We start from the raw sequence: 15,763 nt of genomic DNA, 5'->3' as shown, positions 1-15,763 counted from the left end.
AATGACCAGAAACGCACCACCAATCTGCAAAACTGCAGATGTGCCTGTACCGAGCGCCGACGATCTGCTGATTCTGCTCGCCGTCGGACGTACCGGACGCTATGTCAGTGCCGCCGATCAGCTCGGGGTCAATCACACCACCATTTCCCGGCGTATCGCCGCCCTCGAGCAGGCCATCGGTGCGCGCGTGCTCACTCGGGTCGGGGCCGGCTGGGAGCTGACCGACCGCGGTCGGGAGGTGCTCGCCGCCGCCGAGGCGATCGAGGCCGCGGTGCGGTCACTGGCCGACGCCGACGGTGGACCGCGCGCCCTGGAAGGAGTCGTCCGCATCTCGGCCACCGACGGTTTCAGCGCCTATATCGCCGCACCGGCCGCGGCGGAGGTGCAGCGCGAACACCCCGGTGTGTCGGTCGAGATCGTGGCGGCCACCCGCCGCGCCAGTCAGCAACGGGCCAGCGTCGATATCGAGATCGTGGTGGGCGAGCCCACCGTGCACCGGGCACAAGCCATCCGGCTCGGTGACTACTGCCTCGGGTTGTACGGCTCGCGGCGTTATCTGTCCGAACACGGCACACCGCGCGAGGTCGGCGAGCTGACCGGACACCCGTTGGTCTACTTCATCGACTCCATGCTGCAAGTCGACGAACTGGATCTGGCCGCCAGTTTCGCCCCGGCGATGCGGCAATCGGTGTCCTCGACCAATGTGTTCGTGCACGTCGAGGCGACCCGGGCCGACGCCGGCCTCGGTCTGCTGCCGTGCTTCATGGCCGATCGGCACGACGACCTGGTCCGGGTGCTGCCCGCCGAGGTGTCGGTGCGGCTGACCTACTGGCTGGTGACCCGCGCCGAGACGCTGCGCAGGCCCGAAGTCGAAGCCATCGTCGAGGCGATCGGCGACCGCATGCGCGAGCACGCAGACGTGCTGCTGGGCACGATGTGACCGTCGCGGCCGCCGTTGTGTGGGATTGCGTTCCTGCCAACCACTCTGGGATGGCATTCTTACGGCGATGGCAATTGGGCTGAGCAAAGATACCAAGAGCACGCTGGTCAAACTCCTGGCTGCGGCTGCGCTGGTCGCTGTCCTGCTGGGTGGCTTCGCGGCCTGCCTGTACACCGTGCGGGACAGCGGTGGCGAGCAGGCAGCGAGCAAGACCGGTCCGGCGCTGGAGGGCACGTTCAAAGTCGACGTCGGCCCGACCGCAACACCGGACGGCAAGCCGGTCGCCGGCACGGCCCGTACCGAAACCTGGGTCGCACGCTCGGTATGCAAGGGCACCGACTGCGTTGCCACGGTGGCCGTGGTGAATCCGCAGGACGCCGCCGGAGCTCCGTTGTACACCATGGTTTTCGACTATCTCGACGGAGATTGGCTGCAGGTCCGCGAGGCCCCCGACAAATGCAAGGTCGGTGACGTCGACACCGATGTCCAAGGGTGGACCGTCATTTCGCTGACACCGCAGTTGGACGGTTCGATGAACGGCGAGTACACCTGGGCCACCGCGCCCGCCCTGTGTGCGAACAAGCGCGCCATCCATCTGACCCCGACCACCGGCTCCGGGGTCAGCGTCACCGCACCCGACCCGGCCCTGGAACCGCCGTTGCGGCCGGCCCCCGGGGCGGCTCTGCGCGGGGTCTACACCTATTCGCAGACCTACCGGGAGACCGGACAGACCTTCCCGCCGCACGATTACAAGGCGACGACCTACTGTCTTCGCACGGGCGACCGGTGCGTGAGCCTGATGTCCACGATCGACACCAACAATCTCTTTGTGATGCTCTACGGTGACGGACGTTTCAGCGCCAGCTTCCCGGAGGGCGACGCCGAATGCACCGACGGCGTCGGCAAGGTTCGGCAGACCTCGCGCGACGACCTGCCGTTGCCGCAGGGTCCACAGGACCCCATCGTCGCGCTGACGGGCACCTCGTTTCAGGAGTACATCGGTGACTGCCCGGCGAAGGTCGAACTCGACGTGAAGTTACAGCGGGTGGGCGATTAGAGCGTCCCAGGCGAGCGAAGCGACGGGATCACAACCAGGCGAGCGAAGCGACGGGATCAGAGCCACGTGTCCGACGTCGTCGTGGTCAGGAACGCCTCCAGGTCGTCACGCCACTGGGCCGGGGTGTTCTTGTCCGGCTCGATCCCGGTGTACTGGCCGCGGTAGAACAACAGCGGACGCGGTTTGAGCGCAGGTGGCTCCGACAACGAGTGCACCGCGCCGAACACCACGAAGTGATCGCCGCCGTCGTGCACCGAGGCGACGGTGCAGTCGATATGGGCAAGGCTGCCGTCGATGATCGGTGAGCCCAACGGCGATGCGGTCCAGTCGATCCCGGCGAATTTATCCGGCGCCTTGGATCCGAACTGCGCGGAGACGTGCTGCTGATTCTCGTGCAGCATGTTGACACAGAACCTACCGCTGGCCTCGATGGCCTGCCAGGCCCTGGACTGTTTGGTCGGACAGAACAGCACCAACGGCGGATCCAGCGACAAAGCCGCGAACGACTGGCAGGCGAAACCGATCGGCACATCATCGGCCGTGGTGGTGATGACGGTGACACCGGTGCAGAACTGCCCGAGCACGTTGCGGAAGGTACGCGGGTCGATGGCTTCGGCGGTCATAAGGCGACTACTTGAAGCCGACGCTGAAGTCGTGCCCCCACAGGCTGACCGCGGTGCTCTCCCGCGCCACCCAGTTCTGGTCCTCGACTTCCAGTCCTTCGCAACCGAATTCGATGTCGAACCCGCCGGGAGTCTTGATGTAGAAGGACAGCATCTTGTCGTTGATATGCCTGCCGAGGGTCGCCGACATCTTTACATTGCGGCGCAGCGCGCGGTCCAGGCACAGACCGACATCATCGGACTCCTCGACCTCGACCATCAGGTGCACGATGCCGGTGGGGTTGGGCATCGGCATGAACGCCAGCGCATGGTGACGCGGGTTGCACCCGTAGAAGCGCAGCCATACCGGGTCACCGTCGGCGGGCCGGCCGGCGAGCTGGGGTGGCAGGCTCATCGAGTCACGCAACCGGAAGCCCAGCACGTCCTGATAGAACGCCTGTGCCGCGGCGTCGTCGTCACAGGTGAGCACGACATGCCCGAGCCCCTGCTCACCGGTGACGAATTTGTGGCCGTACGGGCTGACGAACCGGCGGCCGAGGTACTGGGCGCCGTGGAAGGCCTCCAGGACGTTGCCTGCCGGATCGTTGAAGCGGATCAATCCCTCGACGCGCCGCTCGGCACGCTCCTCGCGGGTGCCCTCGACATACTCGACGCCGGCCTTGGACAGTGTTTCGCGCAGCGCCTGCAGCGCTGGAGCGTCGGCCACTTCCCATCCGGAGATCAACAACCGGTCGTGCTCGCCGGGCACGATCACCAGGCGCGCGGCGACCTCGTCCATCCGCAGATAGAGGGCGCCCGGGGTGGACCCCTGACCCTCGACCATGCCGAGCACCTTCAGGGCGAACTCGCGCCACGCCGCCACGTCGGTTGCCTCGATGCGCATGTACCCCAGCGACTTGATGCTCATGGTAGGGCCCTCCTAGCCCAGGAAATCAATGGTGAGCTTGTTGAATTCGTCGAACTTCTCGACCTGTGCCCAGTGCCCGCACTGCCCGAAGACGTGCAGCTGCACGCGCGGGATCTGCTTGACCGCGACCAGTGCGCCGTCGAGCGGGTTCACCCGATCCTCGCGGCCCCAGATCAGCAGCACCGGCTGACGCAGCTTGTACACCTCGCGCCACATCATGCCCAGCTCGAAATCGGGCCCCGCGAACGACTTTCCCATCGCCCGGGTGGCCGCGAGCGACTCCGGGGTACTGGCGATCGCGAAGCGTTCCTCGACCAGTTCCGGGGTGACCAGCTTCTGGTCGAAGACCATGATCCTGATGAACGCCTCGAGGTTCTCGCGGGTCGGCTCGAAGTTGAACTTCGCCAGTGCCTTCACACCCTCGGTGGGATCGGGGGCGAACAGGTTCACCGACAACCCCCCGGGGCCCATAAGGATGAGCTTGCCCGCGCGATCCGGATAGTCCAGCGCGAACCGCACCGCCGTGCCGCCACCGAGTGAATTACCCAGCAGCGGAACACGTCCCGTGATCTCAAGCTTGTCGAGCAGCCCGAGCACTGCCTTGGCGCTGTAACGGTTGTACTGCTCGTGCTCGGTGTGCTTGTCCGACAAACCGTAACCGGGTTGGTCGATGGCCAACACGTGGTAGTGCTCAGCGAGTACGGCGATGTTGCGGCCGAAGTTCGACCAACTCGACGCACCGGGGCCGCCGCCGTGCAACAGCACGATGGTCTGCGACGTCGGGTCGCCCGCCTCGTGGTAATGCAACCGCATGGCCAATTCCCCGGCCTGCACATCGGCGTACCGGGAAGTGGACTCGAAAGTGATCTCGGAAACCGCAGTCATCAGACCATCGTGTCCGCGGGCGGCAGACCGAACTCGTTGTTACCGAAGATCAGGTAGGCACGCTCGGGCTCGTTGGCGGCATGCACCCGGCCTGCGTGGGCGTCTCGCCAGAACCGCTGCAGCGGAGCGCCGGTGACCAGCGCGGTGGCACCGGCCGACTCGAACAGCAGGTCGATCGAGGCGATCGCGCGCGCAGTCGCCCGCACCTGGTCACGGCGCGCACGGGCACGCAGTTCGTAGGGGATCTCCTTGCCCGCCTGCAACAGGGCGTACTCGTCGCCGACATTGCCGATCAGCTGACGCCACGCCGCATCGATATCGCTGGCGGCCTCGGCGATGCGCACCTTGGCGAACGGATCGTCCTTGGACTTCTCACCGGCGAAGGCGGCCCGGACACGCTTGCCCTGATGCTCGACGTGAGCGGCGTACGCGCCATAGGCCATACCGACGATCGGCGCCGAGATGGTGGTGGGATGCATGGTGCCCCACGGCATCTTGTAGACCGGTGCGGTGTTGTTCTGGTAGCCGCCCGCGGTGCCGTCGTTCATGGCCTTGTAGGACAGGAACCGGTGCGAGGGCACGAACACGTCCTTGACCACGACGGTGTTGCTGCCGGTGCCCTTGAGTCCGACGACATGCCAGACATCGTCGATCGTGTATTCGGTGCGCGGGATCAGGAAGCTGCCGAAGTCCACCGGGCGGCCGTCCTTGATGACCGGGCCACCGAGGAACGCCCAGGTGGCGTGTTCACTGCCCGAGGACCACTGCCAGGCGCCGCTGACCAGGTAGCCACCGTCGACCACGGTTCCCGCGCCCATCGGGGCGTAGGAGGACGAGACACGCACCGTCGGGTCGTCGCCCCACACCTCGTCCTGGGCGCGCTGGTCGAACAGCGCCAGGTGCCAGTTGTGCACACCGATGATGGAGCTGATCCAACCGGTCGACCCGCATGCACTGGCCAACCGACGGACGGCCTCGTAGAAAGCCGTCGGATCGGCCTGCAGCCCGCCCCACTGCTCGGGCTGGAGCAGTTTGAAGAAGCCGACCTCGTCGAGTTCGTTGATGGTCTCGTAAGGGACCTGGCGCTGGTCTTCGGCGATCTGGGCGCGTTCCCGCAGGTTCGGCAACAGATCGTCGATACCGCTCAGAACTGCCTGCACGTCACGCTGTTCAATGGACGTCACTGAATTGCCTCCTGGATCGAGATCCGTCACTAGCAAAAGATTAGAACACGTTACGATTTGTGTCGAGTAGCGCGCTCAATCAACGGCTGGACCTGCACAACTGCAGTTTTGTAACATGTTCTAGTTATGAGGGAAAAGAGGCCAGGCCTGTGACGGAGGAACCGCTCGGCAGCCATGTGCTCGAACTGGAGATCGCCGCCGTCATCGAGGAGACGGCCGATGCCAGGTCGCTCGTGTTCGACGTCCCCGGCGGCAGCGATGTGCCCGCCGAGAAGTTGCGGTACTCGCCCGGTCAGTTCCTGACGCTGCGGGTGCCCAGCGAGCGGACCGGGTCGGTGGCCCGCTGCTATTCGCTGTCGAGTTCGCCGGCACGTGACGAGAAGCTGACCGTGACAGTCAAGCGGACCGCCGACGGGTACGCGTCGAATTGGCTGTGCGACAACGCCCATCCCGGTATGCGCATGCACGTGCTGGCGCCATCGGGCACCTTCGTCCCCAAGACGCTGGACACCGATTTCCTGCTGTTGGCCGCGGGAAGCGGGATCACCCCGATGATGGCAATCTGCAAGTCCGCACTGGCCGAGGGCACCGGAAAGATCGTCCTGGTCTACGCCAACCGTGACGAGAACTCGGTCATCTTCGCCGAGACGCTGCGAGAGTTGACCGCCGCACACCCGGACCGGCTGACGGTGATCCACTGGCTGGAGACCGTGCAGGGGTTGCCCAACACCGATGCGCTGGCGACGCTGGTGGGACCGTTCGCCGCACATGAGGCATTCATCTGCGGTCCCGGCCCCTTCATGTCCGCCGCGGAGGCTGCGTTGAAGACCGTCGACGCCAGGCATATCCACATCGAGGTGTTCAAGTCCCTGGATTCGGACCCGTTCGCACAGGTCGTCATCGATGTCGAGGAGGACGATGACCGCGGCCCCGCGCAGGCGATCGTCGAACTGGACGGGACCACCCATGAGATCGAGTGGCCACGCAAGGCCAAGTTGCTCGATGTGTTGCTGAACAAGGGTCTGGACGCACCGTTCTCCTGCCGGGAGGGCCATTGCGGGGCATGCGCGGTGCTGATGCGCAAGGGCGATGTCGAGATGGAGATCAACGATGTCCTCGAGCCGTCCGATCTCGACGAGGGCCTCATCCTGGCCTGCCAGGCCTTGCCCACATCGGATTCGGTGGAAGTCACCTACGACGAATAGTGCTCGGGCTAACGTGCAGACGAGCGGAGGGATTGCTGTGAAGAAGATTCTTGGTGCAACCACGGCGGCGTGTGCTGCGGCCGTGCTCTCCGCCCTGTCCGTCCCGACGGCATCGGCCGCCTCGAACACCGGGACCTCGTCGATACCGACACCGCAGGGCATCGTCGAGATGCAGGTGACCGCCGACTGCCCAGGCACCGACGGCAAGTGTTTCTTCCGGACCCAGGCCAGCCTGCTGACCCCGACCGGGCCGATCGGTCTGCCGCAGGACACCTGGGCCCGGCAGACGATCGTCATCCGCAACATGAATCGCAGCACCTGGCAGGAAGCCTGGTACAGCGCACCGGCCGGGATGCCCAGGGAACTCAAGGGCGCCAACCACGACAATGTGCTGTCCAAGGCCTACAAGGCCAACAGCGACTACACGGTCTCGGTGACCTATTTCGGCGGCGGCCCGTTGCAACGCTTTGCCACCGACGGAGATTCGGTGCAGACCGACTGGCGCTCCGGGCGGCCCACCACCGACGGGAGTTTCGTCGTCTGCTCCGATATCCAGGTGGTGTTCGGCGGTGTCAACGTGGCCACTCCGAAGGCGTGCGCCCAGACGACATTCGGCTGAGCCGGCATCACTCGGGCACGCTCAGCTGAGGTGTCTGGCCACCAGTCGGTGCCACCGGCGGTGCCGGTATCGATAGATCCCGCGGGCCAACCGGACCACGACGGGAGTCAGCATTCCCGCGTCGATGTCGACCGAATCGCTGTAGCGGCAACTGTTCTCGTCGACCGGTTCCACGTGCAGCGTGTGATCCCACGCCGTGAGCACGCCGCCATACTCATGGGTGCGGATCGTGCGGGTGCCGGGATCGGCGCTGAGCACCTCGAGGGTGTGTCGGTAGACCGGTAGGACGTGAAAGGCGAACAGCCAGCCGCTCCCGCGTTCCCCGACCTGCAGTGGCGCGCTGCGTCCGACGAGTGCGGGCAGACTCAGCAGCCCCCTGCACACGTAGAGGAACGTGACCGGGTACTGCATGGCGGCCCACACCCGGTCGGCGTCGGTGGCAAGTATGGTTTCGACATGTACGCGCTGCATGGGCGATGATTCTCCGGCGGCGCCGCATGGGTTGACTACTCGCATTTTCCGCGGAGATGACATGGCGCCGACCGATCGCTTCAAGCCCCGTAAACAGCCGCGCCAGGCCCGCTCGACACAGACCAGGCGCCGCGCGCTCGACGCGGCTGCTCACATTTTCAGCGCGCACGGTTACACGGCGGGCACGACCAACCGCATCGCCGAGGCCGCCGAGATGTCGATCGGCTCCCTCTACCAATACTTCCCGAACAAGGATGCGATCCTGGCCGCGCTGATCGACGAACACATCGAGGCGGGTGGCCAGTTGCTGGCGCAGCGATCGCGCGACGGACTGCCGAGCTCACTGGAGAGCACGCTGCGCCTGTTCGTCAGGGCGACCATCGACAATCATCGCGACGATCCCGCGTTGCACCGCGTGTTGTTCGAGCAGGCCCCGCGTTCGGCGGCGCTGCTGGAGCGACTGCACGAGATCGAATCACGCGCGGTGGCCGGGGTGACCGAGCTGCTGCGTCACCACCCGGAGGTCGAGGTCGCCGACCCGCACTTCGCTGCCCGGCTGACCGTCACCACCATCGAGTCGCTCGTGCACCGACTCATCGTGCAACCGGTGGACACCTCCCAGCTGGAGGACGAGGTGGTCCGGCTGCTGCTCGGGTACCTGACTAGCGCGGCAACCCCAGCAGCCGCTCACCGGCGAGGGTGAGCAGGATCTGCTCGGTGCCCCCGGCGATGCTCAGGCAGCGGGTGTTGAGGAAGTACCGGACATCGGGCGAGTCGACGATGCCGCCTCCATCCTGGAACTCCATCGCCGCCTCCGCCAACCCCTGCCGGTAGCGCACCCCGATCAGCTTGCGCACGCTCGACGGAGCACCGGGATCGTTGCCGCCCAACGCCATCCGCGCGATGAGCTGATCCAGCAACGAACCGACCTGGGCCAGGGTGATGAGGGCACCGAGCCGATCGGCCTCGGCACCGTCGAGCTCTCGGTCACCGATCACGGCGAGCAGATGCTCCATACCCTTGTCCAGTGCCCCGCCGGTGGCGATGGCGACGCGTTCGTTGGCCAGCGTCGTGCGGGCCAACGGCCAGCCACCGTCGACCTCGCCGACCACGCAGTCGTCGGGAACGAACAGGTCGTCGAAGAACACCTCGTTGAACAGGGCCTCACCGGTGATCTCGCGCAGCGGCCGGATATCGATACCCGGTGAGCTCATCTCGACCAGGAAATAGGTGATGCCCTTGTGTTTCGGAGCGTCCGGGTTGGTCCGGGCCAAGCAGATACCCCAATTGGCGCGGTGCGCGTTGGAGGTCCACACCTTCTGTCCGGTCAGCGACCAACCGGTCACCCCGTCCTTCTCGGCCCGCACTGCCTTCGTCCGCAGGGCCGCCAGATCCGATCCCGCCCCGGGCTCGGAGAACAGCTGGCACCAGAAGATGTCTCCGTTGAGGGTGCCGGGGATGAACCGATCGATCTGTTCGGGCGTACCGGCGGCAAGGATCGTCGGAGCGGCCCACCAACCGATCGAGATGTCCGGGCGCGCCACCTCGGCGGCCGCCAGTTCCTCATCGATCACCAACTGTTCGGCCGGGGTCGCGTCCCGGCCATAGGGTGCCGGCCAATGCGGAGCCAGCAGCCCGGATTCGGCGAGCGCCCGCCCCCGTTGGTCCTCGGGCAGTGCGGCGATCCGTGCGGCGGCCGCGGCGATCTCGGGACGGATGGCATCGGCATCGGCGGTGTCGACGTGCAGTTCGCGGCGCACCCCGGCGCGGGTCAGCTCCACGACGCGCCGCAACCATCGCGACCGGCCGCCGAGGAACTGTGCGTTGGCATATGCCCGGCGCAGGTACAGGTGCGCATCGTGCTCCCAGGTGATGCCGATCCCGCCCAGCACCTGGATGCAATCGCGCGCGTTCAGCTTCGCGGCATCGATACCGATGGCCGCCGCCACCGCAGCGGCGACGGACAGCTGGTCGGCATCGTCACCGGCCGCGGCCGCGATCGCGTCGGCCGCCGCGACGGTGACCTGCTGGCTGCGCAGCAGCATCTCCGCGCACATGTGCTTGACGGCCTGAAAGCTGCCGATCGGCTTGCCGAACTGCTCGCGCACCTTGGCGTACTCGTTGGCGGTGTTGAGCAGCCAACGGGCCAAACCGGCCGTCTCGGCGGCCAGCACGGTGGCCATGAGATCGGTGACCCGCTGTGCCGACGCGCTCAGCTGCTGCGCCGGTGCCGACGTCAGGGTCACCCGGGCCAGCGGCCGGGAGAAGTCGGTGGCCTCCAGCGGGTCGATGGTGACACCGTCGGAACCCGCGTCCACCAGGATCCAGTGGTTCGCGGCCGGCAGGATCAGCACCCCGCCCGGATCGGCACCCAGCACGTAGGGCGCGGTCCCGGTGGCGGTACCGGAATCGACCGTGATGTCGGACGTCATGGCGATACCTGCGCTGCGTTCCCCGGTGGCCAACGCCTCCAGGACGGCCGGATCGTCGGCGACCAGGGTGGCCAGCGCGGTACCGGCGACCGGTCCGGGGATCAAGCCGGCAGCCGCCTCGTCGATCATCGCGAGCAGATCCGCCACAGTGCTGCCTGCCCCGCCATACTCCTCGGGCACCGCGACACCGAATACCCCTAGTTCGGCGAAGCCCGCATACGGCGCACGCCAGGCCTGCGGATCACCGAGTTCGACATTGCGGACCGCGGTGATCGAACCGGAGCTCGGAACCCAGTCTCTGACCAGCTCACGGGCCGCGGCCTCATCCGATGTATCGGTCGGGACGGACAGCACAGACACCGGCTACTCCTCGCATAGGGTGAGAAGGCCGCGCTTCCCACTAGAACGTGTTCTAATAGTGCCAGCGTCCCAGCGTCAAGTCGACTGCCGTCGCAGCAGGACACGCCGCTGTGATCTAGGCCGGGGAGGTGGTGGATCCGCATGCCGCTTGCGTATCGTTTTCCCGGCACACGCATCACGAAGGAGCCCGGCAGATGTCATCGCCAGCACAACCCGGATCGGGTTCTGATTCACCTCGACAGGTGATGGCCGTGGCCGTGCTGTCCGAATCCGAACTCGGGTCCGAGGCCCAGCGGGAACGACGCAAGCGCATCCTGGATGCCACCCTGGCCATCGCCTCCAAGGGCGGTTACGAGGCGGTGCAGATGCGCGCGGTGGCCGAACGCGCCGATGTCGCGGTCGGCACCCTGTACCGATACTTCCCGTCGAAGGTGCACCTGCTGGTCTCCGCGCTCGGCCGGGAGTTCGAGCGCATTGACGCCAAATCCGACCGGGCCACACTCACCGGCGGAACGCCCTACGAGCGGCTCAACGTGATGGTGGGCAGGCTGAACCGCTCCATGCAGCGCAACCCGCTGCTCACCGAGGCCATGACCCGCGCCTTCGTGTTCGCCGATGCCTCGGCCGCCGGTGAGGTCGACCACGTCGGGAAACTCATGGACTCGATGTTCGCCCGCGCGATGAGCGATGGCGAACCCACCGAGGACCAGTACCACATCGCCAGGGTCATCTCCGATGTCTGGCTGTCCAATCTGCTGGCCTGGTTGACCCGGCGCGCCTCGGCCACCGATGTCGCCAAACGCCTGGATCTCGCGGTCCGGCTCCTGATCGGGGACGGCGAACAACCTAAGGTGTGAGAGGTGTTCGACACCGGTCTGCGACGCGCCCTCATCGAGGCCGCCGGCACCTCCCGTTTACTCGTCACCTCCGACTTCGACGGCACACTCGCGCCGATCGTTGCCGATCCCGCCGATGCCCGACCACTCCCCGAGGCGGCCGCCGCGCTCGAGACGCTTGCGGCACTTCCCGATACCGACGCGGCCCTGATCTCCGGACGCGAACTCGCGGTGTTGCGCGAGCTGTCCTCCGCGTCGCCCGCCGTGCACGCGGTCGGTAGTCATGGTGCCGAGTTCGACACCGGATTCGTCCACGATATCGACACCGCGCTGCTGGACGAGATCATCACGACGCTGCGCTCCATCGCCGAGAACCGGCCGGGGACAGCGGTGGAGACCAAACCGGCCAGCGTCGCGCTGCACGTCCGCAACGCGTCGGCCGCCGACGGCGAGGCGGCACTGGCCGCGGCCCACGAAGCGGCCGCGTCATGGGATGCGCATCTGACCGAAGGTAAGGCCGTCCTCGAGTTCGCGGTGATCGTCACAGATAAGGGTGAGGCGCTCGACGTGCTGCGTGATCGTTGTGCCGCAACGACTGTGGTGTTCCTCGGTGATGATGTCACCGACGAGAAGGCGTTCCGGCGGATGCTCAGGGGTGATATCGGGGTCAAGGTCGGCCCCGGCGAGAGCCAGGCCGAATATCGGGTCGAATCCCCCGCCGACGTCGCCGCGGTACTGGGCCTACTCGCCGCGGAGCGCACTCGTCGACTTGCCTGATCGGCAATACTGTTTGCGCAACCGGTGTTCGGCGGACAGCCTGGTGGAATGACCGAAACACCACATTCTGCGCAGGTTTTCGACGAATGGGACGAGCGCTACACAGCCTTCCTGGACAGGCTGCCCGCACGTCGCCCCAACCCCGTCGTCATCGACGAGGCCGCCGGGCTCCCGGCAGGCACGGCCTTGGACATCGGCTGCGGACTCGGCGCCGATGCGGTGTGGCTGGCCGGCCGCGGCTGGCAGGTGACCGCACTGGACGTCTCCCAGGTGGCACTAGAGCAGGCGGCCGCGGCTGCCGCGGCCGCCGGGGTACATGTTCAGTGGTTACGAAACCGACTGGAAGACATGGAGATACCCGCCGAAGGTTTCGATCTGGTGACAGCGCACTATCCGGCGCTGTTGCGCACACCGGACGGCGCGGCCGGAACGGCTTTACTCTCGGCCGTGGCCCCAGGAGGAACGCTGCTAGTGGTCCACCACGCCGATATCGACGTCGAGTTGGCCAAATCGCATGGGTTCGATCCGGCGATGTATCTGCTTCACGACGATGTCCGCGCATTGCTCGACGACCGGTGGGAGGTGCGGGTCGAGCGTGGCCGACGTCGTGACGTGCCGGCCGGCGCGGACGGCCAGCACACCCATGACGACATCATCGTGGCGCAATTGCTCAGCCCGGAGGGCCGGATGTCCGACCGCGGATGACCTCGGTATCGAGCAACTCGACGACCGGCAGGCCGGAGCGCGGCGGGTGATGCAGCAGTTCCCCGGCGCGGCGGCCCTTCTCCATACCCGGCTGCGAGACCGTCGTCAGCCCGCGGGCCAGCGCCTCGGGGACCCCGTCGAAACCGGTCACGGTCAGCTGGCCCGGCACGAAGATTCCTCGCGCGCGCAGATGATCCATCGCAGAGAGGGCAAGCACGTCCGCGGTGCACATCAGCGCGGTGATGCGCGGATTCGCGGTCAACACCACTTCGGCGGCAGCCCCGCCGGAGCCGGGAAGATGCTCGTAGCTCTCGACAACGGTGAGGTTCGCCGGATCCAGACCGGCAGCCGTCATCGCGTCGTACACGCCGTGCACGCGCTCGCACTGCACGTGGAAGTGCGGCGAATTCAGCCGTTCCGGGTCCGCGACCATCGGTGCGGTGGTCTCCAGCGGCCATTCCCGCCCGAGTCGCATTGTGAGCAGGCCGATCTCCCGGTGTCCCAGCCCGATCACATACTCGGCCAGCTGCCGCATCGCGGCACGGTCGTCGATGCCCACCCGTGATGCGCCAGGGATGTCGATCGGTTGATCGACGATGACGATGGGCAGCTGACGCTGCAACAACACCGGCAGATACGGATCGTCATCGGATGCCGAGTACACCACGAATCCGTCGACCCCGGCCGATAACACCGCCGCGGTACCGTCCTCGACACTGCGGTTGGGCCCGACCGCGATCAGCAGCAGGCCCTGGCCGGCCACCTCGCACGATTCGGCAAGCCCGGCAACGAAATCGAGTGCAGCAGGATCGCTGAACGAGTAGTTCAACGGCTCGGTGATCATCAGACCCACCGCCCCGGCGCGCCGGGTGCGCAGCGACCGCGCCACCGGATCGGGGCCCGGGTAGCCGAGTTCCTTGGCCGCGGCCAGCACCCGTTCACGCAGATCGGCCGATAATTGATCGGGCCGGTTGTAGGCGTTGGAGACGGTCGTGCGCGAGACATTGAGTTCGGCGGCCAGCGAAGCCAGCGTCGCCCGCCTCCGCGGACCCGGACTTCGGGACATGCCTCATGAGGCTAGCGGATGGTCCGCACCGTGACCGCCGAGAGATGCTCCACCGCGCCATCTGTCAACGGTGCGACGGTTCTCGGTTCGTTATCCGGCTACCGGCCCAGACCACCAGCCAGACCAGACAGGCGATGGTCACGATGACGAAACTGGGCGGCAGGTTGAACACCGCCGAGATGCCGAGCCCGAGCCACACCGAGCTCAGGCTGATGCCCGTCGAGATCGCCATGGCCGCCAACGGCTGTGCCGTCAACATGATCGCGGTGGCCGCCGGTGTCACGATGAGCGCGAAGAGCAACAGCGTGCCGACGGCCTGCACTGCCATCGTCACCGCAACCCCCAACAGCGCCATGAAGAGCACCGACAACATCCGTACCGGCACCCCCTTCGCCTCGGCCACCTGTGGATTGACCGAGGCGAACAACAGCGGCCGGTAGATGACGACCACCGCCACCGCGATCGCGGCCAACAGGGCGGCGAAGGTGAGCAGTTGCTGGTGGGTGATGGCCAGCAGATTGCCGAACAGCACATTGGTCAACGTCGAGGAGTTCTTGGTCGCCAGCGAGTTGAAGAACAACCCGAAGGCGGTGGCCAGTGCCAGCACGGTGCCGGTGGTCACCTCACGGTCTCCCGCGCGTTTACCCATCGCTCCGATGACCAGCGCGCCGCCGACACAGAAGACACCGAGACCGAGGCCCGCGGGAAGCCCGAGCAGGACGGCACCGGTGGCACCGGGCAGACCGATATGGGCCAGTGCGTGCGCGGCGAAGGCCGTATTGCGCACGATGATGAAGTAGCCGATCAGGCCGGCAGCCAGTGCGACGAGGGTGCCACCGATCAACGCGTTGCGCATGAACGCCGAAGACAGGATGTCCCACCAGTTCTGCTGATAGCCCAGCGCGATGACGCTCGTCGTCATTCCCCGCTCCTCATGTACATCCGGCCCTGCAGGGTGTTGGCCACCTGGATCCGGGTGCCGTACAGATGGGTGAGCAGGTCGGCGTCGATGACTTCGTCGATCGGGGCATGGTGGGCGTGCCCGTCGAGCAGGTAGATCGCACTGCTGAGCACCGAGAGCAGGGGATTCAGATCGTGCGCGACAACAAGAATTGTCACCGCGAATTCGGCGTTGAGCCGGGCGAGCAGGGCGACGATCTCATGCTGATTGCGCAGGTCGAGGGCGGCCAGCGGTTCGTCGAGGATCAGCAATCGCGGCCGGGACACCAAGGCGTTGGCCAGCGCTATGCGCTGGCGCTGCCCTCCGGAGAGCTGTGACACCCGGCGGTCGGCGAAATCGTCGGCCTCCACGGCGGTCAGTGCTTGCTGGACCGCAGCCCGGTCCGCCCGCGTGGTCCGGTGCACACCCCAGCGCCTGCCGGTCAGGCCCAGCGTCACGGCGTCGCGCGCGCGGATGGCCTCCCCGGCGCCTGCCACGTAATCCTGCGGTACATAACCGATCACGTCATTGTTCGCACCCGGCTTGGCGCCCAGCACGCGGATCGTGCCCGATGCCACGGGCAGCAACCCGAGGATCGCCGACAGCATCGTCGACTTGCCGGAACCGTTGGGCCCGATGAGGGCCACGATGCCGCCGGCCGGGATGGCGAAGCTGCCCTCCGACCAGATGAGTCGCCCGCCGCGGACGACGCTCACATCATCGAAGACGAGCGCGGGTTCGGACACCGCGGGTTCG

General features: G+C 66.5%; 17 protein-coding genes. 8 read left to right on the top strand and 9 right to left on the bottom strand.

From position 1 onward, the window contains the following. The first annotated feature begins 1 nt into the window (after position 1). A complete protein-coding gene (locus tag IC40_RS0123425; protein ID WP_042510102.1) occupies positions 2-940 on the top strand; it encodes a LysR family transcriptional regulator in 939 nt (312 codons plus the stop codon). Between the two features lie 67 nt (positions 941-1,007). After that, positions 1,008-1,997 (top strand): hypothetical protein, encoded by a 990-nt coding sequence (locus IC40_RS0123420; protein WP_030137097.1) that lies wholly within the window; start codon positions 1,008-1,010, stop codon positions 1,995-1,997. Between the two features lie 56 nt (positions 1,998-2,053). On the opposite strand, the gene hsaB is transcribed toward IC40_RS0123420, so the two are convergent. Genes hsaB through hsaA form a run of 4 tightly spaced genes read right to left on the bottom strand, consistent with a single transcriptional unit; the run spans position 2,054 to position 5,596 of the window. Further along, on the bottom strand, positions 2,054-2,620 hold the full coding sequence (gene hsaB / locus IC40_RS0123415; protein WP_030137096.1) for a 3-hydroxy-9,10-secoandrosta-1,3,5(10)-triene-9,17-dione monooxygenase reductase subunit: 567 nt from the start codon (positions 2,618-2,620) through the stop codon (positions 2,054-2,056). A 7-nt stretch (positions 2,621-2,627) separates the two neighbouring features. Further along, a complete protein-coding gene (gene hsaC / locus IC40_RS0123410) occupies positions 2,628-3,527 on the bottom strand; it encodes an iron-dependent extradiol dioxygenase HsaC (protein WP_030137095.1) in 900 nt (299 codons plus the stop codon). 12 nt (positions 3,528-3,539) lie between these two features. Next, positions 3,540-4,412 carry a 4,5:9,10-diseco-3-hydroxy-5,9,17-trioxoandrosta-1(10),2-diene-4-oate hydrolase gene (hsaD, locus tag IC40_RS0123405; protein ID WP_030137094.1) on the bottom strand — a complete coding sequence of 291 codons (873 nt, stop codon included), beginning with the start codon at positions 4,410-4,412 and terminating at the stop codon, positions 3,540-3,542. Next, entirely contained in the window at positions 4,412-5,596 is a 1,185-nt protein-coding gene (gene hsaA, locus IC40_RS0123400; protein ID WP_030137093.1) for a 3-hydroxy-9,10-secoandrosta-1,3,5(10)-triene-9,17-dione monooxygenase oxygenase subunit, read from the bottom strand. Before hsaA ends, hsaD begins: the two co-directional genes overlap by 1 nt. 149 nt (positions 5,597-5,745) lie before the next feature. Here hsaA and IC40_RS0123395 point away from each other — a divergent pair, with 149 nt between their 5' ends. Together IC40_RS0123395 and IC40_RS0123390 are read left to right on the top strand one after the other, a co-directional pair. Next, positions 5,746-6,801, top strand: coding sequence for a ferredoxin--NADP reductase (locus IC40_RS0123395; protein ID WP_030137092.1), 1,056 nt, complete (start codon positions 5,746-5,748; stop codon positions 6,799-6,801). Between the two features lie 37 nt (positions 6,802-6,838). Beyond that, positions 6,839-7,420 carry a hypothetical protein gene (locus IC40_RS0123390; protein ID WP_030137091.1) on the top strand — a complete coding sequence of 194 codons (582 nt, stop codon included), beginning with the start codon at positions 6,839-6,841 and terminating at the stop codon, positions 7,418-7,420. A gap of 21 nt (positions 7,421-7,441) precedes the next feature. On the opposite strand, the gene IC40_RS0123385 is transcribed toward IC40_RS0123390, so the two are convergent. Beyond that, positions 7,442-7,891, bottom strand: a complete 450-nt coding sequence (locus IC40_RS0123385) for an Rv1443c family protein (RefSeq protein WP_030137090.1) — start codon at positions 7,889-7,891, stop codon at positions 7,442-7,444. A gap of 61 nt (positions 7,892-7,952) precedes the next feature. Here IC40_RS0123385 and IC40_RS0123380 point away from each other — a divergent pair, with 61 nt between their 5' ends. Next, complete coding sequence (locus IC40_RS0123380; protein ID WP_030137089.1) at positions 7,953-8,594, top strand: TetR/AcrR family transcriptional regulator; 642 nt, start codon at positions 7,953-7,955, stop codon at positions 8,592-8,594. Here IC40_RS0123380 and IC40_RS0123375 read toward each other — a convergent pair. Beyond that, positions 8,554-10,683, bottom strand: coding sequence for an acyl-CoA dehydrogenase family protein (locus IC40_RS0123375; RefSeq protein ID WP_030137088.1), 2,130 nt, complete (start codon positions 10,681-10,683; stop codon positions 8,554-8,556). The genes IC40_RS0123380 and IC40_RS0123375 overlap by 41 nt on opposite strands. Before the next feature lie 194 nt (positions 10,684-10,877). On the opposite strand from IC40_RS0123375, the gene kstR reads away from it, so the two are divergent. Genes kstR through IC40_RS0123360 form a run of 3 tightly spaced genes read left to right on the top strand, consistent with a single transcriptional unit; the run spans position 10,878 to position 13,001 of the window. Continuing rightward, positions 10,878-11,540, top strand: coding sequence for a cholesterol catabolism transcriptional regulator KstR (kstR, locus tag IC40_RS0123370; protein ID WP_030137087.1), 663 nt, complete (start codon positions 10,878-10,880; stop codon positions 11,538-11,540). Between the two features lie 3 nt (positions 11,541-11,543). After that, complete coding sequence (gene otsB, locus IC40_RS0123365; RefSeq protein ID WP_030137086.1) at positions 11,544-12,296, top strand: trehalose-phosphatase; 753 nt, start codon at positions 11,544-11,546, stop codon at positions 12,294-12,296. A gap of 48 nt (positions 12,297-12,344) precedes the next feature. Continuing rightward, a complete protein-coding gene (locus tag IC40_RS0123360) occupies positions 12,345-13,001 on the top strand; it encodes a class I SAM-dependent methyltransferase (protein WP_030137085.1) in 657 nt (218 codons plus the stop codon). Here the strand turns inward: IC40_RS0123360 and IC40_RS0123355 are convergent. From IC40_RS0123355 to IC40_RS0123345, 3 genes are all read right to left on the bottom strand, one after another. After that, positions 12,967-14,067 carry an Rv3575c family transcriptional regulator gene (locus tag IC40_RS0123355; protein WP_030137084.1) on the bottom strand — a complete coding sequence of 367 codons (1,101 nt, stop codon included), beginning with the start codon at positions 14,065-14,067 and terminating at the stop codon, positions 12,967-12,969. The genes IC40_RS0123360 and IC40_RS0123355 overlap by 35 nt on opposite strands. Positions 14,068-14,131: 64 nt before the next feature. Continuing rightward, positions 14,132-14,989 (bottom strand): metal ABC transporter permease, encoded by an 858-nt coding sequence (locus IC40_RS0123350; RefSeq protein WP_030137083.1) that lies wholly within the window; start codon positions 14,987-14,989, stop codon positions 14,132-14,134. Next, the gene (locus tag IC40_RS0123345) at positions 14,986-15,753 is read right to left on the bottom strand and encodes a metal ABC transporter ATP-binding protein (protein ID WP_191293596.1); all 768 of its coding nucleotides are present in this window, start codon (positions 15,751-15,753) and stop codon (positions 14,986-14,988) included. The genes IC40_RS0123350 and IC40_RS0123345 overlap by 4 nt, the downstream gene beginning before the upstream one ends. Positions 15,754-15,763 lie beyond the last annotated feature (10 nt).

The organism is Mycolicibacterium neoaurum ATCC 25795 (assembly GCF_000691525.1).
Taxonomy (GTDB): Bacteria; Actinomycetota; Actinomycetes; order Mycobacteriales; family Mycobacteriaceae; genus Mycobacterium; species Mycobacterium neoaurum.
This window is presented reverse-complemented; position numbering and strand designations above follow the sequence as displayed.